This window comes from Rhizobium leguminosarum (assembly GCF_019798305.1).
GTDB classification, from domain to species: domain Bacteria; phylum Pseudomonadota; class Alphaproteobacteria; order Rhizobiales; family Rhizobiaceae; genus Rhizobium; species Rhizobium leguminosarum_U.
In genome coordinates this window covers 166,529-184,103 of the sequence record NZ_JAAXDD010000004.1, presented here as the reverse complement: position 1 = coordinate 184,103, position 17,575 = coordinate 166,529, and the positions used below count along the sequence as shown (strand labels likewise).

The 17,575-nt window shown below is 61.7% G+C and carries 18 protein-coding genes and 1 pseudogene; 10 read left to right on the top strand and 9 right to left on the bottom strand.

The window, feature by feature from the left end; translation table 11 throughout:
- Positions 1–85 precede the first annotated feature (85 nt).
- Genes HFO99_RS08970 through HFO99_RS08960 form a run of 3 tightly spaced genes read right to left on the bottom strand, consistent with a single transcriptional unit; the run spans position 86 to position 2,160 of the window.
- The gene (locus HFO99_RS08970; RefSeq protein WP_222332512.1) at positions 86–820 is read right to left on the bottom strand and encodes an SDR family oxidoreductase; all 735 of its coding nucleotides are present in this window, start codon (positions 818–820) and stop codon (positions 86–88) included.
- A gap of 55 nt (positions 821–875) precedes the next feature.
- Positions 876–1,727, bottom strand: coding sequence for an oxidoreductase (locus HFO99_RS08965; RefSeq protein WP_222248457.1), 852 nt, complete (start codon positions 1,725–1,727; stop codon positions 876–878).
- 58 nt (positions 1,728–1,785) lie between these two features.
- On the bottom strand, positions 1,786–2,160 hold the full coding sequence (locus tag HFO99_RS08960) for an Atu4866 domain-containing protein (protein WP_222332692.1): 375 nt from the start codon (positions 2,158–2,160) through the stop codon (positions 1,786–1,788).
- A gap of 105 nt (positions 2,161–2,265) precedes the next feature.
- On the opposite strand from HFO99_RS08960, the gene HFO99_RS08955 reads away from it, so the two are divergent.
- Positions 2,266–3,162, top strand: a complete 897-nt coding sequence (locus tag HFO99_RS08955) for a LysR family transcriptional regulator (protein WP_222310728.1) — start codon at positions 2,266–2,268, stop codon at positions 3,160–3,162.
- Positions 3,163–3,208: 46 nt separating this feature from the next.
- Here HFO99_RS08955 and HFO99_RS08950 read toward each other — a convergent pair whose 3' ends face one another.
- Positions 3,209–3,733, bottom strand: coding sequence for a hypothetical protein (locus HFO99_RS08950; RefSeq protein WP_222310729.1), 525 nt, complete (start codon positions 3,731–3,733; stop codon positions 3,209–3,211).
- 78 nt (positions 3,734–3,811) lie between these two features.
- On the opposite strand from HFO99_RS08950, the gene HFO99_RS08945 reads away from it, so the two are divergent.
- Positions 3,812–4,759, top strand: coding sequence for a LysR family transcriptional regulator (locus HFO99_RS08945; protein WP_222360664.1), 948 nt, complete (start codon positions 3,812–3,814; stop codon positions 4,757–4,759).
- Between the two features lie 65 nt (positions 4,760–4,824).
- On the opposite strand, the gene HFO99_RS08940 is transcribed toward HFO99_RS08945, so the two are convergent.
- Complete coding sequence (locus HFO99_RS08940; protein ID WP_222332508.1) at positions 4,825–5,457, bottom strand: dihydrofolate reductase family protein; 633 nt, start codon at positions 5,455–5,457, stop codon at positions 4,825–4,827.
- 286 nt (positions 5,458–5,743) lie between these two features.
- Between HFO99_RS08940 and HFO99_RS08935 the strand changes: the two genes are divergently transcribed.
- Positions 5,744–6,598 carry a helix-turn-helix domain-containing protein gene (locus tag HFO99_RS08935; RefSeq protein ID WP_222360662.1) on the top strand — a complete coding sequence of 285 codons (855 nt, stop codon included), beginning with the start codon at positions 5,744–5,746 and terminating at the stop codon, positions 6,596–6,598.
- 38 nt (positions 6,599–6,636) lie between these two features.
- Positions 6,637–7,182, top strand: a complete 546-nt coding sequence (locus HFO99_RS08930; protein ID WP_222332507.1) for a YbhB/YbcL family Raf kinase inhibitor-like protein — start codon at positions 6,637–6,639, stop codon at positions 7,180–7,182.
- Between the two features lie 104 nt (positions 7,183–7,286).
- Here the strand turns inward: HFO99_RS08930 and HFO99_RS08925 are convergent, their stop codons facing one another.
- Positions 7,287–7,757: a GNAT family N-acetyltransferase gene (locus tag HFO99_RS08925; RefSeq protein WP_222360661.1), complete on the bottom strand. Its 471-nt coding sequence runs from the start codon at positions 7,755–7,757 to the stop codon at positions 7,287–7,289.
- Between the two features lie 381 nt (positions 7,758–8,138).
- On the opposite strand from HFO99_RS08925, the gene HFO99_RS08920 reads away from it, so the two are divergent.
- Positions 8,139–9,020 (top strand): GyrI-like domain-containing protein, encoded by an 882-nt coding sequence (locus HFO99_RS08920; protein WP_222248441.1) that lies wholly within the window; start codon positions 8,139–8,141, stop codon positions 9,018–9,020.
- A gap of 261 nt (positions 9,021–9,281) precedes the next feature.
- Positions 9,282–9,812 carry a dihydrofolate reductase family protein gene (locus HFO99_RS08915; protein ID WP_222332505.1) on the top strand — a complete coding sequence of 177 codons (531 nt, stop codon included), beginning with the start codon at positions 9,282–9,284 and terminating at the stop codon, positions 9,810–9,812.
- Between the two features lie 79 nt (positions 9,813–9,891).
- On the opposite strand, the gene HFO99_RS08910 is transcribed toward HFO99_RS08915, so the two are convergent.
- A complete protein-coding gene (locus HFO99_RS08910) occupies positions 9,892–10,785 on the bottom strand; it encodes a LysR family transcriptional regulator (protein WP_222360659.1) in 894 nt (297 codons plus the stop codon).
- A 263-nt stretch (positions 10,786–11,048) separates the two neighbouring features.
- Here HFO99_RS08910 and HFO99_RS08905 point away from each other — a divergent pair.
- Both HFO99_RS08905 and HFO99_RS08900 read left to right on the top strand, forming a co-directional pair.
- Positions 11,049–11,781: pseudogene (locus tag HFO99_RS08905) on the top strand (SDR family NAD(P)-dependent oxidoreductase).
- A gap of 118 nt (positions 11,782–11,899) precedes the next feature.
- Entirely contained in the window at positions 11,900–12,502 is a 603-nt protein-coding gene (locus tag HFO99_RS08900) for an NADPH-dependent F420 reductase (RefSeq protein ID WP_222360657.1), read from the top strand.
- A 447-nt stretch (positions 12,503–12,949) separates the two neighbouring features.
- Here the strand turns inward: HFO99_RS08900 and HFO99_RS08895 are convergent, their stop codons facing one another.
- Positions 12,950–13,855, bottom strand: coding sequence for a LysR family transcriptional regulator (locus tag HFO99_RS08895; protein ID WP_222360654.1), 906 nt, complete (start codon positions 13,853–13,855; stop codon positions 12,950–12,952).
- Positions 13,856–14,030: 175 nt separating this feature from the next.
- On the opposite strand from HFO99_RS08895, the gene HFO99_RS08890 reads away from it, so the two are divergent.
- Complete coding sequence (locus tag HFO99_RS08890; RefSeq protein WP_261317027.1) at positions 14,031–14,441, top strand: ester cyclase; 411 nt, start codon at positions 14,031–14,033, stop codon at positions 14,439–14,441.
- 138 nt (positions 14,442–14,579) lie between these two features.
- Here the strand turns inward: HFO99_RS08890 and guaA are convergent, their stop codons facing one another.
- On the bottom strand, positions 14,580–16,142 hold the full coding sequence (guaA, locus tag HFO99_RS08885; RefSeq protein ID WP_222360651.1) for a glutamine-hydrolyzing GMP synthase: 1,563 nt from the start codon (positions 16,140–16,142) through the stop codon (positions 14,580–14,582).
- 285 nt (positions 16,143–16,427) lie between these two features.
- Between guaA and HFO99_RS08880 the strand changes: the two genes are divergently transcribed.
- The gene (locus HFO99_RS08880; RefSeq protein WP_222360648.1) at positions 16,428–17,510 is read left to right on the top strand and encodes a substrate-binding domain-containing protein; all 1,083 of its coding nucleotides are present in this window, start codon (positions 16,428–16,430) and stop codon (positions 17,508–17,510) included.
- Positions 17,511–17,575: the final 65 nt, after the last annotated feature.

Sequence of the window (17,575 nt, the reverse complement as noted above, 5' to 3'; positions counted from 1 at the left end):
ATTCCCGGCAAAATCGCTTCGCGCTTTGCCTGGCAAAACCGCTCTACACTTTTGCTGGAATTGCTTTTGGCGGGGTCTCAGCCGATCAATGCGGGCTGGCTGTCGGCCGGATGATGATCTCGCTGACATCGACATCATCAGGCTGGCTGACGGCGTAGAGGATCGAATTGGCGATGACCTCGGGGCTGATGGTGATCGCCCTGAAAGCCTTCATGGCGTCGCGCGCCGTCGGATCGGTGATCGTGTCGGCCAATTCCGATGTCGTGGTGCCGGGAGAGATGACGGTCACGCGGATACGATCGGTCTCCTGCCGCAATCCGTCCGAGATTGCCCGCACCGCGAATTTCGTCGCGCAATAGACGGCGGCCGTCGGCGACACGCTGTGGCCGCCGATCGAAGACAGGTTGATGATCTGCCCGGATCCCTGCGCCTTCATGATCGGAAGCGCCGCCGCGATGCCATAGAGAACGCCCTTGATGTTGACGTCGACCATCCGGTCCCATTCGTCGACCTTGAGAGCCTCGAGCGGCGAGAGCGGCATGACGCCGGCATTGTTGACGATCACGTCGAGCCGCCCGAATTCGGACCTGGCAAAGCCTGCGAATGCCTCCACCTGGAAACGATCGGTGACGTCAAGCTTTTGCAGGCGCACCGACCCGCCCTTTGCCGCGATGTCGCCGGCGAGTTCCGCCAGGCGCTCGGTGCGGCGGGCGCCGATCACGATATGGGCGCCTGCGGCAGCCAGCACCTTTGCCGCTGCCTCTCCGATGCCGCTGCTGGCTCCGGTAATGGCAATGACTTTTCCTTTGATATCAGACATTTCAAGCTCCGTTGTACGCCGCCCGCCTGGCGATGCGGCGGGGGGTTTTTGCTGGTCAGGTGGGAAAATCGGCGCTGAGCGACGTCTCCGCCCAGGCGTCGAAGTTTGCGCGCAGCGCGTCCAGCCGTTCGCGAGCGATCTTCAGGGCAGGTGCGCCGAGCAGCAGGCGCAGCGGCGGTTCGTCCGCTTCGAACGCCGATATGATCGCGGTTGCTGCGCGCGCGGGATCGCCCGGCTGGTTGCCGGAGATCGAGCGGGTGGCCCGGCGCCGCTTGCCGGATGTTTCCGCATAGTCTTCGATGATCGTGCTGGATTCGACCATCGACCGACCGGCCCAATCCGTGCGGAAGGCGCCGGGTTCGAGGATCGTCACATCGATGCCAAGCGGTTTGACCTCATGGAAAAGCGATTCCGACAAGCCTTCGACCGCGAACTTGGTGGCGTGGTAGTAGCCGGTTGCAGCAAAGGCGACGAGCCCGCCAAGCGAGGAGACGTTGAAGATATGCCCTTGCCGGCGTCGGCGCATGCCCGGCAGAACCTGCTTGGTGACGGCGATCAAACCGAACACATTGGTTTCGAACTGGGCGCGTATCTCGGCATCATCGCCCTCTTCGATCGCCGAGAGGTAGCCGTAGCCGGCATTGTTGACGAGGACGTCGATCGCACCGAAACGCGTTTCGGCGCCATGAACAGCATCGGCGATGGAGCGGCTGTCCGTTACATCGAGTGCAAGGGCAAGCGCGCGGTCCCCGTGCTCTGCCGTGAGATCTGCCAGTGTCTCGGGTCTGCGCGCCGTCATGGCGGTGCGCCAGCCACGGGCCAGAACGGCTTCGGCGAGCGCCCGGCCGAGGCCGGACGATGCGCCGGTGATGAACCAGATGGGTGTTGGGGAAGACATGATCGTCATCCTTTCCGGCCGGCAAACGCGGCCTTCTCCTGTGTGGTGTTGCCTGTCGGGCGGCACGTCATCTGCGCCGAAGCACCATGCCGCCGTGATGGAGGGTATTGCCGTCGACGAAATCGCCATCGGCTGTGAAGCCCGTGTCGTCCCAATATTCGATGTGGTTTCCGGTAACGTCGTAGCGTCCCCGGTAGGCGCTTTCCCGGTTGCCGCGGGCTTCGTCGTAACGGCCATTCGGCAGAAGTTCGTGGCGGACGCGGCCATCATCCGTAACCCACATGCCGACATAGGGATGTTGCTGCATCGTGTTCTCGCCTGTTTGTTGCTGCCGAAGATCCCGGTCGTTCACAGTATCGGCGGCGGACGAACCGGTCGCCGCGCCAGCCAGGGTGACCGTCGTGAAAAACTGCAGAACCGGGCTTTTGAAAATCCTTCGCATTGCCTTGCCTTTCGAAGCCTTCGTTGACCTCGACTGAAAGATAGTACAGAGAACCCGAGTGATTAAGTTGCCAATCCAAGATGCCTTGGTTAAGAATGCTAACCAATGGTCGACGATCTCGAAGGCATTTCAGTCTTTCTTGCGGTGGCGGAGGCGCGGAACTTCCGGCTCGCCGGCGAGCGGCTTGGCGTCACTCGCTCCGCCGTCAGCCAGGCCCTGCAGCGCCTCGAGGATCGGGTCGGCGTCGCCCTGGTCCAGCGGACGACGCGCAGCGTCAGCCTGACCGAAGCCGGCGAAGTGTTCTTCGACGCGGTTCGTCCATCGCTCCGCCAGGTCAAGGATGCGATGCAGACGGTAAGGGAAATGCAGGCGCGCCCGAGCGGCCTGTTGCGGATCACCGTCTCCTCGATCGCCGAGAACTTCCTCTCCGGCACCTTGCTGGCCGGCTTCATGGAAGCCTGTCCTGATATCAAACTCGATATCACCATCACCGATGACGAATTCGATATCGTCGGGGCCGGGTTCGACGCCGGCGTCCGGCTCGGCGAGGTGATCGAGAAGGACATGATTGCGATCTCAGTCTCCGAAGAGCAGCGACAATGCGCGGCCGCATCCCGCAGCTATCTCGAGCGCCGCGGCCATCCCCACCATCCCAGCGAGCTGCAGAACCATGCCTGCATCGGATGGCGGCCACGCCCGGATACGGCGCCCTATCGCTGGGAATTCACCGAGAATGATCGCGACTTCGACGTCTCCGTCGATCCCACGGTTACGACCAACGACATGGGAATGATGATCCGCATGGCCTGCGCCGGGGCCGGGATCACCTTCGGCATGGTGGAGACCTTCCAGGCCTACATCGAACGGGGCGAACTCGTGCCGCTGCTGGAGGATTTCTGTCCACCCTTTCCGGGCTTCTATCTCTACTACCCCAGGCGCCAGAGGCAGCCGCTGAAGCTGCGCGCATTGGTCGATTATGTCCGCAGATTTGACGGGCGCTAGAGTTGCGACCTTCGATCGCAAGGTGCGACGCCCGAGATGGCGGAGTTTAAGATACTGATACCTCGCCAGCGAAGGCCTGGATTGCCTTAGGTTGAGGACGCAGCAGCAAATAGAATGCGAAGACGTGGCTGATCATCAGCAGGGGCACGTAGATGATCGGGATCGCGTATGCGGCGCCCAGTTCCCCCGCCTGCGCGGGAAGGCCAGCCTGGATCGCGTGATAGTAGTCGAGGATGAGATCGCCCATTCCCACCAGATTGAAGGCGACGACGAACAGCCAGAAGACCAGGCGTATCCTGACCGTGATGAGCGCCAGCAGGGCAAGCAGCCCGGCCGCGAGGTCGCCATAGGCAGCGAAGGTGGCGAAGCTGGCGGGCAGGTTGGGGCCGACGACGCCTGGGAGAAGGAAGACGAGCCCGAAGAAGCGGAAGCTGTGCAGAGTGGCGATGGCGCGGTGCGCCCTGACCCTGTCCATCGACGTGAGCCAGGGCAGAATATAGGCGCCGAAGCAAAGCAGCCACGCGACATAGCCTAGGACGAGATGAGTTTGGAAGATGGATTCCGTCGACATCGGGGCACTCCTGATTTGTGAGATCCAGATCTACGCCCGCTTCCCGCGATCGACTATTCGCGATAATATCGATGCGGTATGAAGCAGAACTTCACAGTCAGGCAAGGCGCGCTCGACGGAGTCGAGGCATTTCTGAGCGTTGCCCAGCACCGCAGTTTTCGCAGAGCAGCTGGGGAACTCGGGGTGACCCCATCGGCAATCAGCCAGGCCGTCCGCGCTCTTGAGGAGCGTGTCGGCGCGGTGCTCTTCATCCGCACGACGCGCAGTGTCGGCCTGACGGAGGCCGGTGAGCGGTTCCTGACGCGCGCAAAGCCCGCTTTCGCGGAACTGGTCGCCGCAAGCGAGGTTGCGCGTGAGCTCGGGCAGCGGCCGGCTGGACTATTGCGTCTCACTGTGCCGCCGGCAGTGATGCCGATCCTGCTGGAGCCACTGATTGCATCCTTCTGCCAGGCCTTTCCCGAGATTGAGGTGGAGGTCGCCGCGAATGAGGAATTGGTCGATATCGCCGCCCAGGGATTTGACGCCGGTATCCGGCTCGGCCAGTTCATCGCAGCCGACATGGTCGCGGTCCGGCTGACGCCGCCGTTCCCGCTGGTGGTCGTCGGCAGCCCCGAATATCTGCGCCGGAGAGGGCGGCCCGAGCGTATCGACGATCTGCGTCAACATGCCTGCATCCGCATGCGCCGCTCGAACGGCTCAATCGCGCCGTGGTCGTTTGTCAGCGGCAAAAAGCCGATCGAAGCTGTTGTCTCCGGGCCGCTGATCGCCCACGACTTTCCCACCATGCTGGGAGCCGCCGTCGAAGGCATGGGACTTGCGCAAGTGCCGGAGCCAATCGCCGCCGGACCCGCGAAAGCGGGAAAACTCGTCCGCGTCCTGGAGGCGTTTACACCGATGGCGCCGGGCGTGTTTCTCTACTATCCGAGCCGTCATCAAGTGATGCCAAAGCTGCGGTCCTTCATCGATCACGTGAAAAGCCGAGCGGACGCCGCCGACAAAACCCGAATTCACATCGATGACAAATAAACACCAGGCGCGAAAACGCGCTGAAGTGGGTCGCCTGCTCGATCGAACGACCTTCGGTGACGGGTTCACGCCGGCCGATAGATCTGCGCCACCGCGCCCCCCGGAAAGGCCTTCGAGCTCGTCAGCTTGAGACGCATTGGCTCGGTCAATTCGGAGAACAGTGACAGGCCTTTGCCCAGCGCCACGGGAGCCACGATCAGGGCGAACTGATCGACCAGTCCCAGGGTAACGAGACTGCGGGCGAAGCTCACTCCGCCGTGGGCGATGATCGGTTTGCCCTCCTGGGCTTTCAACTTGGCGATTTCCTCCGCCAGGTCACCGCTTGCCACATACGCCTCTGCCCAACTTTCACCGCCGGGCTGCAGCTCGGCGGACTGTGTGGTCCCCGCATGGGCGCGGGCTTCATCGAGCCCCGGCACCGTGTCCGCTTTCATCAGGTCCGTCAGCCCCTGTCGTGAGAAGACGGCCTTGGGGATCTGGTTCATCGGCGGCGCGAACTGGTCGGTGGAGGTCGGCCACCAGGCGGCCATGCCATGGAAGCTGCGGCTGCCCATGATGTGCAGGCTGGCGTTCCATATATATTCTACGCCCCATGCTTTCGCCTCTTGATCGGCGCCGAACATCCATCTGTTTGTGCCATTCAGGTCACTCACGAAGCCGTCGACCGATGTGGACATCTTCAAGATCAGCTCTCTCACGGTTTCCTCCTCGTGATGGTCCTGGCCCAAGGACGGATCAGGTCGACAAATCCCGACAACTCTCGATCTTTTTAGCCGCGTACCCTTCGCAAGTCCGACAGGCATTAGACGTAGTCTGTGGCCTCTGGCTCAAGGTTGCCGCTGGCACGCGGTTTTGGTATTCCCGATCCGCAGGGATAAGCGGATGACAAGGCGGGCATCTGCATGTCGGTTCTGCCGGTCAGGACTTCAGTCCCACGGCTTGGCAGCCGGAGCCATGATCATCCATCCATTTGCCGGAGAACATATGCTCGACGAGGTCTTTCCCATTCCGGCCAGAGCCTTGATCCGCCAGGGCGGGCGGGCCTGTTTTTATCGTCTCGTCAATACGAGCCCCTTGTTGATACAGGTGCAATCGGGAACGAAGATTGTCATGGCAGATGACAGGGCTTTGCGCCTTGAGGCCGGCGCCTATGGCTTGCTGCCCGACTACAGACCGTTGACGATGGAGAACATTCCCAAGGCGCCGCAGAAGTATCAGACCCTGGCGCTTCCTGTTCCGCGACCGCTGTTCGAGGAGGCGTATAGCAGGATGGGATCGATCGCTGTTCCATCGAGGCCTGTGCCGGCAGGCACCTCCAGCCTGCCGGAGGAAGCCGCGGCATTGTTTGACTATTGCTGTCAGCCCGGCAATCTGACGAGGCTTCCCGGCGCGATTGCCAAAGCTCGCTTGATGGAACTGATCACCTGGTTTGCGCTCTGTGGAGCGGTGTTGGGCCAATGCCAAAGCCCTCGGCTCGAGGACCGGCTGCGGCAGATGATCGAAAGCGATACGGCCTTTGGTTGGACGCTGGGCCACGCGGCGCGCTCGTTCAACATGAGCGAAGCGACGCTCAGGCGTAAGCTGGCTGCGGAGAATACCGGCTTCAGTGAGATCTTGAGCGATACAAGGATGAATCGCGCCTTGGGCCTCATCCAGACCACAACCCTGCCGGTGGCGCAGGTTGCGCTTGAGGTCGGCTACGATTCACCGTCGCAATTTGCGGCGCGGTTCAAGGAGCGGTTCGGCGTCAATCCACGCCATGTGCGGGGCGGCTCCGAGCGTTTTGAGCGGATCGGGGCAGAAGTTGAGCGTAGCGGGGCAGATGCACATGCGCGGTGACGATAGTTTTCCTGCATTAACAACCGCAGGAAAACAGAATGCGTTTTATCACAGCAGTACTTCTCGCCACATCCGTCTTTGGTGCGACGGCCGCACAGGCAGAAATGAAGCTCACCTCGAAGGATTTGGCCGCCGGCAAGTCCATGTCCGATGCGCAGGTCTTCAACAGCTTCGGCTGCGCCGGCAAGAACATCTCGCCGGAACTGACCTGGGCGGGCGCTCCTGAGGCGACCAAGAGCTTCGCCATCATGGCTTACGATCCGGATGCTCCCACAGGCTCGGGCTGGTGGCATTGGTCGGTGTTCAACATTCCCGCAGATGCCTCGGAGATCGCCACCGGTGCCAGCGGCGACAAAAAGCTTCCCGCAGGCACTGTCGAAGGTCGCACCGATTTTGGCATGTCCGGCTATGGCGGCGCATGCCCGCCGGCCGGCGATCAGCCGCACCACTACCAGTTCACCGTCTACGCGCTCTCGGTCGACAAGCTTCCGCTTCCAGAGACCGCGCCGGCTGCCATGGTTGGCTTCTATGTCAGGGCCAATACGCTCGCCAAGGCCTCCGTCGAGGTCACCTACGGCCGCTGAAGCCGGCTTCGGATCGCAGTCGTCATTTCCTTCATGACAACGGCCGGCCGAGGTGACTGAACCTCGGCCGGCCGTTCCTGTGCGGCTTATCCGACCCGGTAAACCTAAACGGCCATTGCTTCCCAGCAGATCAACGGACCGTCTTCGGCATCGATACGCTCGCCGATACGGATAAAGCCATTACGCTCAAGAACGCGCTGGGACGCGATGTTCTCAACCCCGGTCTCTGCAGAGACCAGAGATACGCGAGGATCGTTGCGCGCCCACACCAGCAACTGCCCTATGGCCCGCGTGGTGCATCCACGGCCTTGGCGCGAAGGCGCAACCCCATAGCCGATATGGATCTTTCCATCCTGGGGAACCTTGATGACAGAGCAAAGGCCGACGATCTCGTCATCCTCCACGATCATCCAGGCCGACGGCGAGAAATTGGCGCCGACGTCAGTGGCGAGGCGGTTCAACATCGCCAGTACTTCAGGAGGCGCAATGGCGCTGTCTTGGACAAGGTGCACATGACGTGGCGCGATGCCCTTCAGCAGCGCGTCAAAATCACTAGAGATGAGTTCGATGATCATAGTCTTCTCGACATTGGGCTTGCGCCAGTATTGGATGCGCTAAGGCCGAGCGATAGAGTGAGGATCAGCTCTCAGTGGCGATGCCGAGCGCCTTACCCCTACCGCCGCAGCCGGTGAGTTCTGGATCGTTGCGACGGCAAACAAAGGCATTCTCCTCTAAGACGGAAATGCGAATAACAGTGCCGGGCGAGGATCGCAAGATATTCGGATCGGTCGGCACACCATGATACCGCTGGCAGTGCCATCGTGGCATTGAACAGCGTCCGTGCACTACGACCCACGGTTGGAAGTTTCCGGCATGATCCATGCCAAACCGCAAGATCGGTCGAGCGCTACGTTCCCGAAGGAATCTAGTTTGAGCTGCCACGGAGACCAAGACGAATGACCGCAGCGCTTCGGAACTATCATGAGCGGATGCAGCGAGTGCTGGATTATGTCGCCCAGCACCTCGATGACGATCTCGATCTTGACGTTTTGAGCGGTGTCGCGGCCTTCTCGAAGTTTCATTTCCACCGGCAGTTCACGGCGACCTTCGGGCTATCCGTTCATCGCTATATCCAGCTTGGCCGCATGAAGCGCGCTTCATACCGGCTGGCCTACAGGGACGAAGAACGCGTCACTGACATAGCGATGGATGCCGGTTACCACGCACCGGATGCCTTCGCCCGCGCCTTTCGGCAACGGTTCGGACAATCGCCTTCGTCGTTTCGGAAGTCTCCCGACTGGGAGCCGTGGCTTGCCGCCTTCGGGCCCCTCGACAATGCAAGGAGCAAGCTCATGCAGAAGACTTTTACCACTGAAGACGTGATAATTCGCAATGTGCCCACCACGCCGGTGGCGATCATGGAGCACCGGGGCGACCCGGCGACGCTCGGCGCCACTATCCAGCGGTTCATAGCGTGGCGCAAGGCCGCTGGCCTACACCCCAGGACAAGTTCGACCTTCAACGTCTGGCGTTCCGAGCGGCGTCCTCAGTCGCCTGCCGATTATAGCGTCGACCTTTGTGTCGGGACCGACCAACCGATCGAGGCGAACGGCGGAGAGCTCAAAGCCGGCGAGATCCCTGGCGGACGCTGCGCGGTGCTGCGCGTCGTCGGCAATACCGACAATCTGGAGCCCGCCGCGCTCTACCTTTATCGCGACTGGCTTCCGGCCAGCGGCGAGGAAGCACGCGATTTCCCGATCTATTGCCAGCGGCTGAGCTTCTTCCCGGAGGTGTCGGAGCATGAGGCGGTGGCGGAGTTGTTTCTGCCGCTGAAATAGCGCCCTCGGACGGCGGCTTGTCCATTTGGATCGCTGAAAGCGGACAGGCCGTGGTCCACCCCAGGCCGCCCGGTTGGCCAGAATGTTCGAGGCGCTCCTCTGACCGGGCCAGCAACTCGCACAGCGGCTGGCGACCATCAGATCGCGGATTTATGCGCACAAAAACCAATTGCGATATTAAACCAGTTGAGTTAACTTACAACCGATTGCATTATGCAATCAGATATGCGCGGATATGCCGTTTAAGGAAAGGAAGTGAGTATGGCTAAGCTTGTGTTCGGAATGAACCAGTCCCTGGACGGCTACGTCGATCATATGGGGTTTGCACCAAGCCCGACGCTCTTCCGCCACTTCATCGAAGAGGCTCAGCGGCAGGCGGGCAGTGTGTACGGTCGCCAGATGTATGAGGTCATGCGTTACTGGGACGACGAACATCCTGAATGGGATGCAGAGCAACAGGCCTTCGCGGCGGCGTGGCGGAACCAGCCGAAATGGGTCGTCTCGCGCACGTTGAAGTCAGTCGGTCCCAACGCCAGACTCGTTGGGGAAGATCTTGAGGCCGCGATCCGCAAGCTGAAGGCGGAACGCGACGGGGAGATCGAAGTTGCTGGGCCCAATTTGGCGCAAAGCCTTACCGAACTTGGCCTGATCGATGAGTATCGAATCTACCTGCACCCCGTGGTGCTCGGTCATGGCAAGCCATATTTCGCCGGACCCCGGCCGCCGCTCCGCCTGATGGCTCACGACCGGATTGGCGAGGATGTGATCAGGTTGACCTACGTTCCGGCTTGATCTCGCCACTCGCCAGATGAAAATCGCAGCTCGGCTTGCGACCGGATGACGGCAAGCGTCGCCGGCGACCTGCCGGGCGTCAGTCGCGCGATATGGGCAGCCCCGCGAGACGCGGGGCGTAAGCGGCGAGTCTGCGGGATACGAACTCGGTAAAGAGCCGCACGCGCTTCGTCTTGCGTGCCTCCCCCTGAGTGAGAAGCCAGACTGGTCCATACAAGTGTAGGTCGGTATCCGGCACTCTCTCTAACAGGGGATCGGCATCGCCGACGAAGCAAGGCAGCGTCGAGATGCCGATGCCTTGCCGCACCGCCGCGATCTGCGCGTCGAAATCCATGGTCCTGAACGGAGATCCAGCTGTGCGAGCCTCTCCCTCGCGGGTCCAGTCCGGTACTCCATGACCACTTACGGCGATCCATCTGGGATCTGGCGGGCCCGCGCGCCACTCAGCGAGGCGGTCGCCGGACACGTAGAAGCCGCCGAACAGCTCCGGCCCCTTCAGGCCGTGAAGATTGAGCGGCAGGGCTTCGCGGTCGTAGACGACGCGGATCGCCACGTCGGCCTCTCGATTGGTCAGATTTGCCAACTCGCCGGACGACAGGATTTCCATCTCGATGCCGGGATGCAGACGCACGAAATCGGCGAAGTCCGGCATGAGCAGGTGTGCTGCGAGGGGCGGCGGCAGCGTCACCCGCAGAAGTCCGCGCACGCTCTGGTCGCGCCCGAAGACGCGCGTTTCCAACTGGTGCGACGACGCTTGCATCTGGTCCGCGAACTCGAGGACCTCCTCGCCCGCAGCCGTCAGGCGGTAGCCCGAAGGCAGCTTTTCGAACATCTGCGCCCCGAGGCGGTCCTCGAGCTGAGCAATGCGTCGCAACACGGTCGCGTGGTTCACTCCCAGGCGCTTGGCGGCAGCCCGCACCGAGCCTCCGCGCGCCACGGCAAGAAAGTAGCGAATGTCATCCCAGTCGATCATGGTGCAATCCGGCACCGCGCGGTGCGCCTTCCAAAGCCCGTATGTAACGCATTCGTACAGCAGAACGGGCTGTCATCATAGCCTATGTCGACGAGCGCGGCCCAACTCCGAACGGCGAACACCGATCGTCGCGGCTGGCGTCAATCGTCCAGCCGGATCGATTTTGCACCACCGATGTGCGCCCTTCCGCACTCAACGCCTGACGCCGGCGGACCTATTTTGAGGCTCTCGGGGGCGTCCCGAACGATCAAAGGATGCATGACATGAACAGACTGAATGGAAAGACCGCCGTGATCACCGGTGGCGCTACCGGCATCGGCCGCGCCGCAGCCAAGCGCTTCATCGAGGAGGGCGCTTTCGTCTTCATCTTCGGCCGCCGGCAGGAAGCGCTCGACGCCGCAGTGGCCGACCTAGGGCCCAATGCCCGCGCGGTGAAGGGCTCGGTCTCCGATCTGGGCGACCTCGACCGGCTTTACGCGGCGGTGAAGGCCGAGCGCGGAACCCTCGACATCGTCTTCGCCAATGCCGGGGCGGGAAGTCAGCTTGCGCTCGGCAAGATCACCACCCAGCACATTGACGGAACCTTCGACACCAATGTGAAGGGTACGATCTTCACGGTCCAGAAGGCGCTGCCGCTGATGGGCCAGGGCGGATCGATCATCCTGACCGGATCGAGTGCCGGCACCACGGGCGCCCCGGGATTTACGGCCTACAGCGCAAGCAAGGCGCCGTGCGCAACCTCGCGCGGACCTGGGCGGAGGATCTGAAGGGCACCGGCATCCGCGTAAACGTGTTGTCACCAGGGGCGACGGCGACCGAACTCGCGAAGGAAGCGCTGGGCGAGGAGGGCCAGAAGGCCTACGGCGCGATGACCCCGCTCCAACGCATGGCCGATCCGGCGGAGATCGGGGCCGTGGCCGCCTTTCTCGCGTCGTCCGACAGCAGCTTCATGACCGCCAGCGAAGTCGCGTTGACGGCGGCCTTGCGCAACTCTGACGCGCTGCACCCTGCCAGGCGCTCCATTCGATTATTCGGAGCGTCGTAGGGCTCGTCAGATAGACCAGCGCCGTTCAGGGCCGGGAAATCAATATCATCGCAATATCGGAGAAGCATTATGAGCTATGCAATTGTAGGATTCGGCAAGATCGGCCAGGCCCTCGCACAAGCCTTCGCCCGCAAAAACATCGAGGTGGCCGTCGCGAGCCGCCGTCCGCCCGAGGCGTTGGCGCCGCAGGCTCACGCGATTGGACCCACCGTCGTCGCCAGGTCGCTGCGAGATGCACTCGAGGCCGACACGATCATCCTGGCAGTCCCGTTCGGCGAGCATCGCGAGGTTGCGAAGTCCCTGCCGAGCTGGGAAGGCAAGACAGTCATCGACGCGACGAACACGTTTGGAGTTCCCCCTGAAGAGCTGGACGGCCTCCCGTCCTCCGCCTTCGTCGCGAAAGCGTTTACCGGCGCCAAGCTCGTGAAAGGCTTCAATCACCTGATTGCGGCCACCCTGGCTGCCGATCCGATCGTCGAGGGCGGGCACCGGGTCGTCTTTCTGTCGAGCGACGACGAGGACGCCATCGCTCCCGTGGCGGCTTTGGCCAAACAACTCGGCTTCGCACCCGTCAAGCTGGGAAAGCTCAACGAGGGTGGCGCGCTGGTACACACACGCGGCCGCACTTGGGGCCAGCTCATCTTCCAGGATTTGTTCAAGAAGGAGCAGTAATCGATCTATGATCGTGTGATCGGCGCCGAGAACTGGTCGCGCGCGCTAACGTCTTCGGGCAGCGCGCGAATATTTGAAGGTCACAAAGTCGCGAAGGTTGGGGTGGGCCTGACGGCGTATGGGCGGGAAGACGCCCGACAGAGCCGCAGACCTGTGGGTCGCCTGGAATCTATCGACTGCTATCGATGGCCTAGGATTCGCTCGAGTGTCCTCTGCTATCCGATACTACTGCACGGTACTCCTCTTCACTCCCAGTTGATTGTTCAATTACCATGCAACCATTTGAAATCGCAATACAATTTCTTCTGGGCTTTAAAAACTCTGACGCGTAGGCCGCCGACGCGCGCCACGCCTACAAGCGTGCCATTGGGGGTCGGGGGCCTACCGGCGGTCCCGCGACCTGAATGAGCGCGGCGGCGCCGAATGAGCATGTCAATGCCGACAGTCTTAGACCGACTGGATCAGCCGCGTCAGAAACGCCGCAAAGACACGCACGCGTGGGCTCTCTGAACTCGCGGGAGGTCGTATGAGCCAAATGTCGCCCCGACTGACCGCAAAATCGGCGAGCACGGTATGAAGACGTCCATCCGCGACGGCACGCGCCGCCAGATAGTGAGGCAATTGGGCAAGGCCGAGGCCGGCGATAGCAGCCAGAGCCACGGCCTCTATATCGTTGAACACTGGCCCATTCGGCGGGCGTCCAGGAGCCTTCCATCCTTTGAAGGCCCAATATTCCAGCCGGCCCGTCGTCGGAAACCGGAGACGCAGACAAGTGTGGGTGGGTACATCATCGGGCGTTTGTGGTGCTCCCCGCCGTTCGAGATAGGCGGGAGACCCGCAGGTGACGAACCGATGTGGCACGAGCTTTCGCGCAATCAACCGAGAGTCTTCAAGGTCACCTGTGCGCAGGACAAGGTCAAAACCCCCTTCCACGATATCCACCATCCGATCGTCCAGACTGACGTCGAGTTCGACCATGGGATAGTCCGCGATGAACTGATCGAGCGCGGGGACGATGATACGGCGTCCCATGGCCGCAGGTATGCACACCTTCAACCGTCCGCGCGGGAAAGTGCGTGTCTCAGCGATCGCATTCTCGGCTTCCTTAACATCTTCAATGATGCGCGCTGCGCGTTCAAAAAGGAGGTTGCCTTCGCCCGTCAAGGCGATGGAGCGCGTCGTACGCTGGAGAAGCCTGACGCCAAGCCGCCCCTCCAAGCGAGCAACGGCCCTGCCGACCGCCGAGGCGGACACACCCAGACGCCGGCCAGCCGCAGCGAACCCGCCGGTCTCTACCGAGGCTACGAACGCCAACAGGCCACTCATTGATTCGAGATTATTGATTGCGGACATTTCGTCCGGGATATTCGGCCAAGCCCACCCATTCCGTCAATACGCGACTTGCCCAATATGGCGCCTAGAAGGTCTAACCCTCCGGTCGATCTTGTGAAGATCGGCAGGACAAACGCCGCCCAATTGTTCAATATTTGCTGATCTTACACCCACTCGTTTTTCTAGGAGAATAGAAATGCAAGATAGCAAGCACCTGATGGAGCAGTTCGTTGAGTTCATCAACACGGCGAGCGAAAAGCTCGCGGACGAACTTGTCTCTCCGAAAGCAGTATTCCACGTTCCCGGTCGTCCCGAGCCGGTGGTCGGGCCGGCCGGATATCTCGAGATCATCGAAATGATGCGCGCCGGCTTTCCTGACATCCAGTGGACTCTAGAGGAAACGATCGCCGAAGGGGACAATGTTGCGGCACGCTTCACCATGAGAGGCACCCATCAGGGGAACTTCTTCGGCGTTCCGCCTACGGGAAAGAAAATCGCGGTGCAGGCGATGAACTTCTATCGCTGGTCTAACGGACAGATCATCGGCGAACGTGGGCAGCCGGACTTGTTGGGGCTGCTACAACAAATCGGTGCCGCGCCGATGTGATGAGTGGGTGCATTGGGCCTGCCGAGACCGAGCCATTTGCGCCTGAAAGAGCGCTGCGAAAACTGTCTACGTCTATTGCTGGGACAACATCGCTGTTAACACGCTGCTCTATCCCGCTCTACTCTTCAGTACTCCCCGTCACTCCCACTCGATCGTACCAGGCGGCTTCGACGTAACATCGTAGACCACGCGGTTGATGCCGCGCACCTCGTTGATGATGCGGGTCGCGGCGCGGCCGAGGAATTCCATGTCGTAGTGGTAGAAATCGGCCGTCATGCCGTCGACCGAGGTGACGGCGCGCAGCGCGCAGACGAATTCATAGGTGCGGCCATCACCCATGACGCCGACGGTCTGGACGGGCAGCAGCACGGCGAAGGCCTGCCAGATGGCGTCGTAGAGGCCTGCCTTGCGGATTTCGTCGAGATAGATCGCATCGGCCTCGCGCAGGATCTCCAGCTTTTCGCGGGTGATGCCGCCGGGGCAGCGGATCGCAAGGCCGGGGCCTGGGAAGGGGTGACGGCCGATGAAGCTGTCAGGCAGGCCGAGTTCGCGGCCGAGTGCGCGCACCTCGTCCTTGAAGAGCTCGCGCAGCGGTTCGACGAGCTGCATCTTCATGCGCTCCGGCAGACCGCCGACATTGTGGTGCGACTTGATCGTCACCGACGGGCCGCCGGTAAAGGAAACGCTCTCGATGACGTCGGGATAGAGCGTGCCCTGGCCGAGGAAATCGGCGCCGCCGAGCTTCTTGGCCTCTTCCTCGAAGGTCTCGATGAACAGCCGGCCGATGATCTTGCGCTTGGTTTCCGGGTCGCTGACGCCTTCGAGTTCGCCGATGAAGCGATCGGCGGCATCGACGTGCAACAGATGCAGATTGTAGTGCTCGCGGAACATGGCGACGACGCCGGCCGCCTCGTCCTTGCGCATCAACCCGTGGTCGACGAGGATGCAGGTCAGCTGGTCGCCGACGGCCTGGTGGATCAAGAGGGCTGCGACGGAACTGTCGACGCCGCCCGAAAGCGCGCAGATGACGCGCTTGTCGCCCACCTGCGCGCGGATCTGCTCGACGGCCTTCTGGCGATAGGCCGACATCGACCAGTCGCCCTTGATGCCGGCGATGTTGTGAATGAAATTGCCGATCAGCTTGGCGCCGTCAGGCGTATGCACGACTTCCGGGTGGAACTGCACGCCGTAATATTTGCGCTTCTCGTCGGCGATGAAGGCATAGGGCGCGTTGGAGGAGGTGGCGACCACCTCGAAACCATCCGGCAGCGCGGTGACGCGGTCGCCATGGCTCATCCAGACCTGGTGGCGCGAGCCGGAGGACCACAGGCCCTCGAACAACTGGCAGTCCCTGTCGACGTCGAGGAAGGCGCGGCCGAATTCGCGGTGATGGCCGCTCTCGACCTTGCCGCCGAGCTGCATGCACATCGTCTGCTGGCCATAGCAGATGCCGAACACCGGCAGGCCGCTGTCGAAGATGATCTGAGGCGCTCGCGGCGATCCCTCGTCCACCGTGGAAGCCGGGCTGCCGGACAGGATCACGGCCTTCGGCTGCAGGCGGTGGAAGCCTTCTTCGGCCGATTGGAAGGGGACGATCTCGCAATAGACGCCGGCCTCGCGCACGCGTCGTGCGATGAGCTGGGTCACCTGGCTGCCGAAATCGACGATGAGAACGGAGTCGGGATGTGCTGTCTGGGTCATGGCGAGGCTTTAATGAAAAGCGTCTCGCCTGGCAATCCGGGAAATCGGCGGCATCGGGTTTTTATTGTTCCAATTGTCCCGACCCCACCAACCTGTCACCTGCCATTCAAAAACGGTTATCGGACGCTTCCAAAAGCGAAAAGTTCACAAGTACGATGGGTTTGCGGTTTACTTGAACCAGAATTGCGCGGAATATTAGAGAATGGGAGGATAAGCCTTCGGCCCCACTCTCGATAGATTGCGCTCGAACGGCTTTCCTCCCTTGGTTTCAAGGGAGGACCAATCATGAGGCGGGTATTGTTCTACGCGGCATCGGCCGCGATACTGTCGCTCGGTGTCTCGCATGCATTTGCGCAGTCGGGCGGCGTCGAGAAAGCGGTTGGCGGCTATAACTTCGAGGAAGCGGCAAAAGAGGCCCCCGGCACCAAGGATTTCCATTCGGCTGACGGTCATCTGACCTTCGCGATCGTGACGCACACGGCAGGCAATGGCTTCTTTGACCCTGTCTATGTCGGCGCGACCGTCGCCGGCAATATGATCGGTGCCAAGATATTGCTGCTCGGTTCGGAATCGCCGGTGGACGACCCCGCCCGCGAGATCGAGATCCTGAACCAGATCGTTCAGGACCCGACGATCGACGGCATCATCATGACGACGCCGCAGGTCGGCGCCTATAACGACATCGTCAAGGCTGCCGAGGCGGCCGGCATCCCGATCGCGACGACCAACTCGTTCGACGCCACCATCCTGCACCGCAGCGCGATCAGCCACACCGGCCAGGATGCGTCGGCGGCGGCAATCGGCGGCGAGGCGCTCGCAAATTGCGTGATTGCCAGTGGTGCTGCCAGCGGCTCGATCGTGCTGCCGTCCTCCACCGCGATGGGCAATATCGAGGTGAACAACCGTGTCACCGCCGCCTTCAATGCCATCGTCAAGACGTTGAAGAATGCCGGCAAGCTCGATGCCTTCAAGGTTGACGCCGGCCCGGAGAATGTCGGCATCGACACGAACCCGAACGACCCTGTCAACGCACTCGTTTCGCTCTTCGAGTCCCGTGGCGACGTGGTCGGCGCCTTCACGGCCAACAACGTCTTTACGCCGCCGCTGGTCAAGGCGGTTGCCCAGATGGGGAAGACCGGCAAGTTCTGCGCCTTTGGTTTCGATCTCGGCCCGGCACAGCAGGAAGGCATCGCGGCGGGAAATCTGACCGGCTCGCTCGGCCAGCAGCCCTTCCTGCAAGGCTTCTGGCCCGTCATGCAGCTTTATCTGCAGATCGATCGCGGTATCGCGGCTGCCAATCTCGACACGCGTGCCCAGCTTGTGACGAAGGATAACGTCGCTAAAGTCGGCAAGCGCTTCGAGAACTGATTTCGTCTGAACGCCTGAAATTGTGGCGGGAGGGCACGAGCCGCCCCGCCAATCGACAGCAAGGA